Origin of the sequence: Psychrobacter sp. 1Y11, assembly GCF_052259045.1 — a bacterium.
Lineage (GTDB): Bacteria > Pseudomonadota > Gammaproteobacteria > Pseudomonadales > Moraxellaceae > Psychrobacter.
In genome coordinates, this window is record NZ_JBQQER010000012.1 from 72542 (window position 1) to 84438 (window position 11897).

The following is an 11897-nucleotide window of genomic DNA, read 5'->3' on the forward strand; positions in this document are numbered from 1 at the left end:
ATCAGTAATAGTATCTATGGAATAAAATAATGAATGGCGAATAAACAGCCTAGCCAAATGACAGCTAGCAGTATCCAAATCAAATATTTAAATTGCCAATACCAAAACCCTGCGGCAAAACAGGCAAAAGCACAGCTAAAGAAAAAATAGCCGTGGAAGACAGCGGCTGCACCCGTATAATGAGAAACAGGGGAGCCATATCTACCGCCTAACGCAATTTGTTGCTCAACCAGTCCAATATAAGCTAGAGATCTGAAAACAATGATACCTAAAATACAGCAGAGCCAAGTAAATCGATAAAACCCTTTTGCTTGATCTTTGCCATAATCAATCTCTTCACCGATCATTGCCATCGATCTCGTTTAACCGCTTTCATAAAGCCGCGCATTTTTTCTTTATCTTTTTTACCTTTAGCAGACTCAATGCCGCCGCTCACATCAACCGCATAAATCGGCAGATCTAAAGTCGCCGCGACATTGTTAATATCTAGCCCGCCTGCCAAAATAATCGGCAGCGCACTGTCTGTTGGGATTAAATCCCAATCAAACTGATCACCGGTACCGCCATATTTCTGCGGATTATAAGCATCGAGTAAAATACTACTCGCGCCAGCTTTAGCAAAATCATTAATTTGAGCATTGACACTTGCTAGCGTATCTTGCTCAATGTTGACACGTAGTGCTTTTATCCAGCGTTTATGCACGCTATTAGCCAGTTGCTGACATTGCTCAGGACTCTCATCGCCATGAAACTGGATAATATCAAAAGCGACTTTATCGGCTAACTCCATAAGCTCGTCTTTATCCATATTGACCACTAAGGCGACGACGCTAGTAAAGGCTGGCACTCCGGTAGTCAATTGCTGCGCTTGCGCTATGGACACCGCACGCGGACTTGGCGGATAAAACACTAAGCCTACAGCATCGACCCCTAGCTGGGTGGCTGCTTTAATATCAGCAAGCTGAGTGAATCCGCAAAATTTTACCTGCATCTTTTAGCCTTAACCAATTAACTTAAGGATTGTCTTAATAAGGTAGGAGTAGTTGTTGATCGAAACATCTATCACTAGATATGGATATAATTTGTTAAATAAAGAGCAAATCAATTGCATCCAAAAACTTATCCTAGCATACTTTTATTCATAGTTTTGTTTATGATTACCATAAGGATTTTTCAATGTCTAAAAAGGCAGCGGCAACTAGCAGCGGTAAAGATAACGATAGTAAAGAAAAGTCAGATAATAATGCACATCTGCCCCATTATCTAATGTGGTTTCGCCGTGATTTACGCGTGCATGACAATACCGCTTTGGCCGCTATTTGTGAACACGCTAATGCCAATGAAGCGCCTGTTACCGCCGTCTACTTTATCACTCCTGAGCAGTGGCATGAGCACGATGACTCGCTCACACAAGTCGATCATATCGCACGCACTTTGCCGATTCTAGCGCAGGATCTAGAAGAGCAATTAAACATCACTTTGAACGTTTATCTCTGTGCAGATTTCAATGAATCTATAGAAGCTATCATTGAGCTTTGTCAGCAGCTAAAGATCACTACTATCATGGCCAATCATGAGTACGAAGGCAATGAGATCGATCGTGATGAAAAGTTAGCAAAGCAACTTGCTAAAGACGATATTGAGTTTATTCGTCATCACGATCAGTGTATATTGCCGCCGCTGAGTATTACCACTAACGACAGTGATAGTATGTATAAAGTCTTTACTCCATTTTATCGTAAATGGCGCGATACTTTGGAAGCAGGTTCACTTAGCGCTCATAAATCCGCAAAAGTGACTGCTAATAATAAAACCAAAGCCAGCATAAAATCTATGGCGATAAGCTCTGCTAAAGACAACGCCAATACTAGCGCCAGTATAGAAAAGCTTGCTCAAAAGATAGTCGCTGATTATCAAAAATCCCTAGAAAACGATGACGAGCAATTATTCACCGATAAGCCCGCGCAGCTTAAGCAAGCACGCGAGGATTATCCGGCTGGTGAAGACGCCGCTATTCAGCGTCTAAATGATTTTGTCGCTGATGATATCGACAACTATGACGTTAGCCGTGATAAGCCAATTTTGCAAGGCACTAGCCATATGTCGACCTACTTAACGATTGGCGCTATCAGTCCAAGGCTATGTTACCTGCAAGCAGCACAAGCGCAAGAAAAACTACACGGTAATGATAGCGATAATGAGGACATTAATCGTTGGATAAGCGAGCTGGCTTGGCGAGACTTCTATCGTCATGTGCTCGTCGATAAGCCCAAACTCATCAAGCATAAAGCCTATAAAGAAGATGCCGATAACAAGGTCAGTTGGTCGTATGATAAAGACGACTTTGCTGCTTGGTGCGCGGGCAAAACAGGCGTGCCGCTAGTTGATGCCGCGATGCGTTGTCTGAACGCCACAGGCTTTATGCACAATCGCTTGCGCATGGTGACGGCGATGTTTTTGACCAAAGACTTGCTCATCGATTGGCGCTGGGGCGAGCGCTACTTTATGCAGCAGCTCATCGATGGTGACTTTGCCTCTAATAATGGCGGTTGGCAGTGGAGCGCCTCCACGGGCACCGACTCCTCTCCCTACTTTCGCATTATGAACCCGTTTAGCCAAGGCAAAAGCCATGATGCTAATGGCGAGTTTATCAAAACTTGGCTGCCTGAGCTAAAAGACATCCCTGCCAGTACTTTGCATTCTGAGGACAAAATGCGTCAGGCGCTGAAAAAAGGCGGTAAGTTTGCGGATATAGACTACCCTGCGCCTATGGTTGAGCATAAAAAAGTGCGCAAACTGGCCATTGCTGAGTTTAAAAAATAGAGAATAGTTAAATTTTCATCTAAAAATCAACGTAAAAGACAGCGCTCAATTATCACAAACTGAGCGCTGTTTTTACTATCATGAATTCGCTATAAAAATTAACTCGCGGTACTCGTCGGCATCCGGCAAGCGCCCGCGCCTTGCGTAGTCACTGTGACCACCGCTCCGGTCATGGCAAATAGCTGTTGCAATTGTTGTTGGGCGTTTTGCAAGGCTAAAGTCATGACATCACCGCGGCAGGCGCGCTCAAGCACTTCTTTTTTGGCCATACTTTGTGCTTGCTCTAATATGGTCGGATCAACTTGCATCATCCCAAACGCACCTGTCTGCCAGTCGTATATCTCAATATCATCAAGGTATACGGCAAAGACCTCTGAAGGCGGTATAGTGATGTTAATCTTTGGCATGATAGCGACTGGATTTTCAGTACTGGCATTTTGCTCATTGTTATCGTCGAGCGCCTCGGTTGGCTGTACCACTTGTACCATCTCGGGCGTCAAGGCGCTCAGATCGATACCTGCTTGCACGCGCCCTTTAGCAATGAATAAGGCCTTTTGCTCATCTTGCCACAGCTTTGCCCAGCTGCCCTCGCGCTCACTGGTAATAATGGTATCGACACTAAAAGCCACCGTTTGCAGACGATTAAGCTGCTGAATTTGCGTCACTACCCCTTCGCGGGTAATCGTCTCGACAGGCTCTTCCTCAGGATTGCTTTGCATCACATAAATCGCAAAGGCTAACGCCGCTAAACCTATAAATAGTAATAGCCACGATATCTTGGCAATTTTTGGCTTCGGCTTACGCTCTTTAATAAGCCTATTATTAGGGTCAGAGGCGGATTGCTCAGGAGTACTCATAGCGGCTACCTTTTTATGGATTATTGGTTGTTGATACAACGCTTATTAACGCTAAACGTTAATAGCTTAAAACCTTCAGTGCAGAATATTTATTTTAAAATCATAAGCTTATGATGAATAAACACTGATACTTAAATGCTATCAAAGCGTCTAACTTCAAGGAGTCGCTACTAATTGTCTACACAAATCCTGATTAAGGGATATTCAAACCCTTCGCTTTGTTTTAATAATAAGGACTTGCTAGGATGGAAATGACAAAAAGTCATTGCGTCTGAGCCTAACTTTACCTAACATAGACAGGTTACGCTGAGGCACTATAAAAGCTCTATTATAAAATCGTTAATCGACTCGTTTCAGCGACTTTTTACCAAGGCAAGCTAGCGCTGGCATAAAATTTTAGCCTTACGTTTAGCGTCTTTTTTATTTATTGTATGATTGAAGATAAGGTTACGCTTTATTTATGAAAGCCAGTCAGTTCTTGTTCGCCACGCTAAAAGAGACTCCAAGTGATGCCGATATCGCCTCAAGCCAATTGATGGTGCGTGCCGGTCTTATTCGTAAAATCGCTTCTGGACTCTATATTTGGTTGCCTTTGGGACTACGCGTCCTACAGAAGGTGGAACGTATCGTCCGTGAGGAGATGCAAAATATCGGCGCGCAAGAAGTGCTCATGCCGATGACTCAGCCCGCTGAGCTATGGCAAACCACCGGGCGTTTCGAAGATTACGGCCCTGAGCTGCTACGTTTCAAAGACCGCCACGATCGCGACTTTGTACTCGGGCCCACGCACGAAGAGGTCATCACCACATTGGCTCAAAGCGAGCTGCGTAGCTATAAGCAGCTACCGATTACGTTTTTCCAGATTCAAGGCAAATTCCGTGATGAGATTCGTCCGCGCTTCGGTGTGATGCGAGCGCGCGAATTTACCATGAAAGACGCCTACTCTTTTCATGTCGATCAAGCCTCGCTTGCCAAGACTTATCGGGATATGTATGACGCTTATACGCGTATCTTTACCCGTCTAGGCCTAGATTTTCGCGCCGTGCAGGCAGACACCGGTTCTATCGGCGGCTTTGCATCGCACGAGTTCCACGTGTTAGCCGACAGCGGCGAAGATGATATCGCCTTTTCGGACGCCTCTGACTATGCAGCGAACGTTGAGCTTGCCGAATCACTATCCTTTAACATGGCTGAGCGTCAACCGCCAAAGCAAGCGCGTGAGGATGTGCTCACCGAAGGCATGACCTCTTGTAAGATGGTCGCTGAACACTTAGATATCCCGCTGGCTAACACCGTCAAAACCTTGATCGTCCATGGTCATAAAGAAGACGATACGCCGCAGTTAATCGCAATAGTTTTGCGCGGCGATCATCAGCTTAACACCATTAAAGCTGAAAAAATTGAAGAAGCCAATGTGCCTTTAACCATGGCCTCTGATGCAGAGCTAAAAGCGGCAGGTCTCCATAAAGGCTATATCGGCGTTGATCTAGATATGCCGGTGTTTGTCGATCGCTCAGCAGCCACTTTATCCGACTTCGTAGCGGGCGCGAATGTCGTTAATAAACATACTATCGGTATGAACTGGGTACGTGACACCCGTATCACTCGCATCGTTGATGTGCGTAACGTCCAAGAAGGCGACCCCTCTCCTGACGGTAAAGGGACTTTGAAGATCAAGCGCGGTATCGAGGTCGGTCACATCTTCCAATTGGGCGATAAGTACTCACAAGCGATGAATGCGACCGTTTCTGGCGAAGATGGCAAGCCCGTCACCTTAATGATGGGCTGCTACGGTATCGGCGTTAGCCGTATTATCGCTGCTGCTATCGAGCAAAATAACGATGAAAACGGTATCATGTGGCCACAAACGCCAGACGTTGAGGATTCATTGGCGCCGTTTGAAGTGGCTATTGTACCAATGAAGTCTAAAGAAGACACCGTGATGCAGACCGCGACCGCGCTTTATGAAGAGCTAAAAGCAAAAGGCGTCAATGTCCTACTCGATGATCGTAACGAGCGCCCTGGGGTCAAGTTTGCTGATCTTGAACTGGTTGGTATACCACATCGTATTGTGGTCTCCGATCGTAACTTAGCTGAAGGTAAATACGAGTACGTCGATCGCCGCGATAGTGAAAAGCAAATGCTGAGCCGCGAGGAAGTATTGGCAAAGGTAGTTGGTTAATACGCTTTTATATAAAAAATAGCCTAGCTCATTGATTGAGCTAGGCTATTTTTATGCTTCATGCTTGATTAGCACCCACTACTGACGAATCAAACGACTCGGCTTAGGCAATAGCGAGATATCACTGACGCGACAAGGATTGATATCGATACCACCGCGGCGCGTGTACCATGCTCTAACCATTAAAGCTGTAGGTTTAAAACGCTCGCTTAAATCGGCAAATATCTGCTCGACACACTGCTCATGAAAGCCATTGTGTTGGCGGAAGCTCAAAATATAGCGCAGCATACTCGCGTCATCAACTTCGATATCGCTACTCATCTCTACCGCCAAAGTTCCCCAATCGGGCTGATTGGTCACTGGGCAGTTACTACGCAGAAGGTTAGAATAAAAAGCGTAAGGCTCCCTACTCTCCTTATTAGATACTTCCTGTTTATTATCTATCGGTTTGCTCTGTAATAGCGAAGCATCAGGATGCAGTGTTAGAGCCACTTTATCGGTACTATCTGCTAGTGCATTATCAATACAAGCGCCGTTAGGCTGCGTAATTAACAGCTCAGAGTCAATCTTTGTCAAATCAAACAATTCAACTTTTACCTCACCCTGCGCACACGCCGAGAGGTCTTTTGCAAGCAGCGCCTCTACGTCATCCCAACAGGCAAACTTAGTAAAGTCAATGCTATTAAGATAAAGCTTAAGCGATTTGGACTCCACGATAAAAGCGGACGTTGCAGGAATACTAAAACGCGCCATCGCTACTTGCGAGATACCTTGGGTATTTAGCCAAGACACCTCAAAAGCGTGCCACCAGTCCATACCCATATTGAGTTTATCAGCTTGCCAGTCAATAGCCTCGCGCCCCATACTGCGTTCAATTGGATATAAGGTTTCGGGACTATACTCAGTGGGATAGTCGGTGGTTTGCTCGCCTAAAATACCGTGGATACTCATAACCTGCCTTTTCTCTTTGCTAGTAAACGTTACTTATTAAAACTAACCGTCTTAACATCGAACTACAAGCGAATCCGCGAGCCGTCACTTAACAAGCGATAGGAGATAATATAGAACACCACGCAAAAGACAAAAATAGCCGCCATCGAATACCAGACGTTAACGTCAGAGTAACCCAAAATACCGTAGCGGAAAGAATTTACCATATAGACAATCGGGTTCAATAACGACACGTTTTGCCAAAAAGTTGACAAGCCTTCCATCGAATAAAACACCCCGCCCAAAAAAGTCAGTGGCGTCAAAACAAAGCTTGGAATGATGGAAATATCGTCGAAGGAGCGCGCAAATACCGCGTTAATAAAACCGCCTAAGGAAAACAAAATAGACGTTCCTAATACGGTAAAGATAGTGACGAATAAATGCTCAATGCCTAAGTCGGTAAAAAACAGCGCCACGATAGAGACAATGATCGCAATCACCAAGCCGCGAAAGATACCGCCGCTGACATAGCCAGTCAAAATCGCATGCTTGGACACCGGCGATACCAGTAGCTCCTCGATACTGGCGGTAAATTTAGCACTAAAAAAGCTTGAGACCACATTTGAGTAGCTATTGGTAATCACCGCCATCATGATAAGGCCCGGGACGATGAACTGCATATAAGGCACGCCGCCCATCTCACCAACTCTATCGCCGATCATGCGGCCAAAGATAATAAAGTACAAGGTCATGGTAATGACAGGAGGCAGTAAAGTCTGTGGCCAAATACGCAGAATACGGCGAATCTCTTTTAGCAGGATGGTCTTAAAAGCCACCCATTTTTTGCTCCAAGACATAGACTCATTCGGATTTACAACGACGGGCTCTCTCATAGTCCTGCCTCCTTCATGCTATCGGCACTCTGAATGTTTTGCTCCACCAAACGCATAAACAACTCTTCTAGCCGGTTCGATTTATTACGCATACTAGCGACATCAATATCGCGCTCTGTTAATTGCTCAAAAACGCAGTTGAGGGTTTCACCTTGAGTTAAGGTCACCTCAAGGGTCATCTCATCAGGCTGCACAATGTCAGTGACTTGCTCAATAACTAAAGACTCCGTCAGCGGTTTGGTTAAGTCCAGAACAAAGGTTTCAACCGATAACTGCCCAAGCAAATCTTTCATTTCAGTATTGATGCGTATCTCGCCGTGATCCAAGATAGCGATGCGCTTACACAGCTGTTCCGCTTCCTCCAAATAATGCGTGGTCAGAATAATCGTCGTATTTTCTTCAACGTTGATCTGCTGCATAAACTCCCACATAGAGCGGCGCAGCTCGATATCGACACCTGCCGTCGGCTCATCGAGGATGAGGAGCTTTGGCTTGTGAATCAGAGCGCGAGCAATCATCAAACGCCGTTTCATGCCGCCCGATAGCTCACGCGCTTTACTCCCGCGTTTATCCCATAGCCCTAAAGCAGTTAACAGGCGCTTGGCACGCGGCTTGGCTTCACTAGCCGGTATACCGAAGTAACCCGCTTGGGTGATCAAGATATCTTCAACTTTCTCAAACATGTTGAAATTAAACTCTTGCGGCACCACGCCAAGGTACTGCTTAGCGACTGAAGGATTGGCTAATAAATCGGTACCAAAGATCTCCACACTGCCAGTCGTTGGCTTAAATAGCGAGCTGATGATACCGATCATCGTTGATTTGCCAGCACCGTTAGGCCCGAGCAGCGCAAAGAACCCACCTTGCGGCACGGTTAGATTGGTCCCTTTTAAAGCCGAAAACCCATTATCATAAGTTTTGGATAAGTTCTTAATTTCAAGTGCTGGTACCTCAGACATGAAGACCTCTTTATTAATGATATAAATAGTTTATAACGTTTCAACGTTTCTAAAAGTTTCTATCAGGCTGTTTTATTATTATTGCTGCAAGCTGTCTAAGTGAGGTTGGTTAAGAGATATTTCAACTGACCTATCGTCTAAAAGACTTAAAACACGCTATCAATAATTCCAATCATCGCTTTGAACCATTGCTAAGCTATCAGTACTGTTTTTTGTACTATGCTCGCAATAGAACGCCCTCTAAAGTAAGCCATCAAAAAAAGCGCCTATCTCAACTTATGAAATAGACGCTCATTCAAAAAACGACTGCTTGTTAATGATTACTTATTGATTAAATAATAGCGATATAGCGGCTTAACTCGCTTCCGCAATCATATAATCCACCGCGTTCTGTACTTCTTCATCAGGGATAGAAGCGCCACCTTTGGCAGGCATAGCATTGAAGCCGTTAATGGCATGATCATATAGAGTCTCTTCGCCTTTGGAGATACGTGGGCCCCAAGCGCCAGCGTCACCCAACATAGGCGAGCCTAATAGGCCTGAAGCGTGACACGTTTGGCATACGGCATTGTAGACCGTTGCGCCATCACGAGGGCCTGCGCCTGCGACGGGTCCGGCGGCGCGAGTAGTGACGTTACAAGTCTCGCCCTCAAAACAGACGTTACCGACAGGCTGAATACGAGCAATGAGGTTGGGATATAGAGCGATAAGCTTTTGCACTTGTGGTGTATCTTCAGGGATTGGCTCTTCTTCAACAGCAGGTGCTGCTGCCGCTTGCACCGTTTCGTCAGCCGCCACGTCGTCCTCAGCCATTGCCGCATCACCTTCAGCCACTGCTGCTGCTTCGGTGGTATCAGCCGCTGCTTGGGTTTCATCACCCAAAACTTGCGGCGCGTTTTCTACCACCTCCTGTGCTTCCTCTACATCAGAGACGGCTACAGGTGTGTCTACTATTTCTTCAGCTTGGCTCACAGCGATACTAGCGATTCCTAGAATGGCAGCTGCCGATAACATCACTACTTTTCTCATTCGTCACGTTCTCTTATTACATCGACAAGCGGCGGCATTTGAATAGCTGACGCCTTACCCTTATAACGGCATAACTTTTATCATTCTCTAGTTGGCCGTTATGCAGCAGGCATTATTATTCTATATGCAGTCGCACTTGTCATCGGTGATTATTTATCAGTATGAATTCTCCCTAACATTATAAGGGAAAAGGCGGGTAAATTGCCATGCTTGTTTACTGACTATACTGTTTTTTCGCAAAAAAACATAAAGCTCAGCATCAGTCGTTGGCTTTGCTGCTTTTATTTGTTAGACTAAGCGGTCTTTATTTTTAGACAAGCGCTCGTAGCTCAGTTGGATAGAGTATCGGTCTCCGAAGCCGAGGGTCGTGGGTTCGATTCCCGCCGAGCGCACCATGATTTTAAACTTAAGATTTATTGAAGTTTCGCCTCAAGTATTAGATTGTTTGAGGTTTTTTTGTGTCTGTATTTCCTCTATCAAGTTACAATAAACGCTTATACCACTCGTCATAACATCACTTAGCACTACTCATAAACACCACCTAAGCACTCAGCTTATTGTCAAGTTTAGTCTCTAGCATCAATCTAATGAACTTCTTAAACTGATCAGGGTTAGACAGTAAGTGCATGGTCATACCTTCATACGCTTCTTGGCTCTCAAATAACGCATCCATCGCCGCATCAGGATAGCCACCTAGCATAATCTGATCGGTACTGTTATTACTAAACTGCTTTACCACAATCTCATTTTCAGTCACTTTATCCCAAATCGTGTTTTGGAAATTGATCATGTCTTTATCGGTAAAGTCCTCACCAGCGAACACTTCATTTAACCGGTTAATGACTTTTGATAACAGCTCTTCTTCTTTATCTTTAGGTTTGGCCGTACCAGCGCCGCCGCCAGCTTCCAGCTCACCACTGCCCTCTTGTAGCTTTAGATCTTGCTGATGCAGCTTTGAGACACGGTAGTGACTCATGACGATGTTGGTCAGATCAATATCATCTTCATCGTTCACGCTTTCACGTAGCATGGGCTGTAAGTTACGCGCGTATAGGCTCAGCTTTTCTAGATCTTTGCTATCATAATCGACAATCTGCGACATAAACTCATATTGACGGGTGAAAGTACCTAAATCCTTTTTAAAGATCTCTAGCGCATCTTGATCAGCCTTAAAACCTTTGTAGTCATTCTCGGCATTGGTCATCAGCACCACATCGCCTGTCGCTTTGGTACGCTCAAGCATTTCCTTAGCATGCTGGGCTTGCTCGCGTGCTTGGCTGTAGCGCTTCTGCCAACGCTCAACCGCTGGCTTGCAGATATTGCTAATGGCAGCATTAGACTTATTCTTACTATAGAAAGCATCAACAAACTGCTCGACCTCATTCCGTAAGAAAATTTGAGGCGCACATAGTTTATCAAAGAGATGGTGAACCTGATCGGGGTCAGACACATCCACTAAGCTTGCGGTCTCATAGTACGGCTGGAAGGCCTCTAGGATATCTTCAGGATCATTAAAGAAATCGAGCACAAAGGTGCCGCTCTCAGCCTTACCCTTATAGGTACGATTCAGCCTTGATAAGGTCTGTACACAGTCCACGCCCGTGAGCTTCTTATCGACGTACATGGCGCAGAGCTTCGGCTGATCAAAGCCTGTTTGGAACTTATTGGCCACTAGCATCACTTGATAATCATCACTATCAAAGGCTTTACGCATATCACGGCCTTTTAGCCCGATATTCATATTATGCTCAGTGAACTTCTCGCTAAGTAGCGCGCCGCTATCAGGATCATTGTCATTAAAGGTGACCTCTCCTGAGAAGGCGACCATAGCATTGATACCGCGGTAACTGTAATCACTGATATATTTATCAAAGGCTAGCTTATAACGTACCGCTTCTTTACGTGAGCCTGTCACCACCATGGCTTTGGCTTGCCCGCCGAGTAAGCCTTTGATGTTGTCGTTAAAGTGCTCAATGATGATTTTCACTTTCTGCGCGATATTGTGCTCGTGCAGTCGCACCCAGCTACCCAGCTTAATTTTGGCGCGGCGAGCATTGACCTCATCGTCATCGCTAGCCAGCTTTTGGGTAAGCTGATACATCACTTTGTAGTTGGTGTAGTTTTTTAGCACATCTAAGATAAAGCCCTCTTCGATGGCTTGGCGCATAGAATAGACATGATAAGCGGCTGGCAGGTTATCACTAGCGGCTGGCAAGTCAGGATT

At 45.4% G+C, this 11897-nt stretch carries 10 protein-coding genes and 1 tRNA gene; 3 read left to right on the plus strand and 8 right to left on the minus strand.

Going from position 1 to position 11897, the window contains the following annotated elements; translation table 11 throughout:
* Nucleotides 1-14: 14 nt before the first annotated feature.
* Both ACTXGJ_RS10810 and ACTXGJ_RS10815 read right to left on the minus strand, forming a co-directional pair.
* Nucleotides 15-353, minus strand: a complete 339-nt coding sequence (locus ACTXGJ_RS10810) for a hypothetical protein (protein ID WP_443565962.1) — start codon at nt 351-353, stop codon at nt 15-17.
* Entirely contained in the window at nt 344-991 is a 648-nt protein-coding gene (locus ACTXGJ_RS10815; RefSeq protein WP_443565963.1) for a phosphoribosylanthranilate isomerase, read from the minus strand. Before ACTXGJ_RS10815 ends, ACTXGJ_RS10810 begins: the two co-directional genes overlap by 10 nt.
* Nucleotides 992-1176: 185 nt before the next feature.
* On the opposite strand from ACTXGJ_RS10815, the gene ACTXGJ_RS10820 reads away from it, so the two are divergent.
* Nucleotides 1177-2823, plus strand: coding sequence for a cryptochrome/photolyase family protein (locus ACTXGJ_RS10820; protein ID WP_443565964.1), 1647 nt, complete (start codon nt 1177-1179; stop codon nt 2821-2823).
* Nucleotides 2824-2921: 98 nt separating this feature from the next.
* Here ACTXGJ_RS10820 and ACTXGJ_RS10825 read toward each other — a convergent pair whose 3' ends face one another.
* Nucleotides 2922-3680: a DUF4230 domain-containing protein gene (locus tag ACTXGJ_RS10825; protein WP_443565965.1), complete on the minus strand. Its 759-nt coding sequence runs from the start codon at nt 3678-3680 to the stop codon at nt 2922-2924.
* 460 nt (nt 3681-4140) lie between these two features.
* Here ACTXGJ_RS10825 and ACTXGJ_RS10830 point away from each other — a divergent pair, with 460 nt between their 5' ends.
* Entirely contained in the window at nt 4141-5862 is a 1722-nt protein-coding gene (locus ACTXGJ_RS10830) for a proline--tRNA ligase (RefSeq protein ID WP_443565966.1), read from the plus strand.
* A gap of 78 nt (nt 5863-5940) precedes the next feature.
* On the opposite strand, the gene queF is transcribed toward ACTXGJ_RS10830, so the two are convergent.
* From queF to ACTXGJ_RS10850, 4 genes are all read right to left on the minus strand, one after another.
* Nucleotides 5941-6813, minus strand: a complete 873-nt coding sequence (gene queF, locus ACTXGJ_RS10835) for an NADPH-dependent 7-cyano-7-deazaguanine reductase QueF (protein WP_443565967.1) — start codon at nt 6811-6813, stop codon at nt 5941-5943.
* Between the two features lie 62 nt (nt 6814-6875).
* Nucleotides 6876-7649 (minus strand): ABC transporter permease, encoded by a 774-nt coding sequence (locus ACTXGJ_RS10840; RefSeq protein ID WP_439244165.1) that lies wholly within the window; start codon nt 7647-7649, stop codon nt 6876-6878.
* 32 nt (nt 7650-7681) lie between these two features.
* Entirely contained in the window at nt 7682-8644 is a 963-nt protein-coding gene (locus ACTXGJ_RS10845) for an ABC transporter ATP-binding protein (protein ID WP_439244037.1), read from the minus strand.
* Nucleotides 8645-8998: 354 nt separating this feature from the next.
* Complete coding sequence (locus ACTXGJ_RS10850; RefSeq protein ID WP_443565968.1) at nt 8999-9673, minus strand: c-type cytochrome; 675 nt, start codon at nt 9671-9673, stop codon at nt 8999-9001.
* 318 nt (nt 9674-9991) lie between these two features.
* Here ACTXGJ_RS10850 and ACTXGJ_RS10855 point away from each other — a divergent pair.
* Nucleotides 9992-10068 (plus strand) — tRNA-Arg (locus tag ACTXGJ_RS10855).
* A gap of 146 nt (nt 10069-10214) precedes the next feature.
* Here ACTXGJ_RS10855 and ACTXGJ_RS10860 read toward each other — a convergent pair.
* The coding region (locus tag ACTXGJ_RS10860) for a type I restriction enzyme subunit R domain-containing protein (RefSeq protein ID WP_443565969.1) at nt 10215-11897 on the minus strand (1683 nt) is incomplete at its 5' end.

What these genes read in the sequence shown, in the direction of transcription:
- queF (WP_443565967.1), bottom strand. Translation starts at nt 6,813, where the DNA reads ATGAGTATCCACGGTATTTTAGGCGAGCAAACCACCGACTATCCCACT.
- ACTXGJ_RS10845 (WP_439244037.1), bottom strand. Translation starts at nt 8,644, where the DNA reads ATGTCTGAGGTACCAGCACTTGAAATTAAGAACTTATCCAAAACTTAT.
- ACTXGJ_RS10820 (WP_443565964.1), top strand. Translation starts at nt 1,177, where the DNA reads ATGTCTAAAAAGGCAGCGGCAACTAGCAGCGGTAAAGATAACGATAGT.
- ACTXGJ_RS10850 (WP_443565968.1), bottom strand. Translation starts at nt 9,673, where the DNA reads ATGAGAAAAGTAGTGATGTTATCGGCAGCTGCCATTCTAGGAATCGCT.
- ACTXGJ_RS10815 (WP_443565963.1), bottom strand. Translation starts at nt 991, where the DNA reads ATGCAGGTAAAATTTTGCGGATTCACTCAGCTTGCTGATATTAAAGCA.
- ACTXGJ_RS10810 (WP_443565962.1), bottom strand. Translation starts at nt 353, where the DNA reads ATGGCAATGATCGGTGAAGAGATTGATTATGGCAAAGATCAAGCAAAA.
- ACTXGJ_RS10830 (WP_443565966.1), top strand. Translation starts at nt 4,141, where the DNA reads ATGAAAGCCAGTCAGTTCTTGTTCGCCACGCTAAAAGAGACTCCAAGT.
- ACTXGJ_RS10840 (WP_439244165.1), bottom strand. Translation starts at nt 7,649, where the DNA reads ATGTCTTGGAGCAAAAAATGGGTGGCTTTTAAGACCATCCTGCTAAAA.
- ACTXGJ_RS10825 (WP_443565965.1), bottom strand. Translation starts at nt 3,680, where the DNA reads ATGAGTACTCCTGAGCAATCCGCCTCTGACCCTAATAATAGGCTTATT.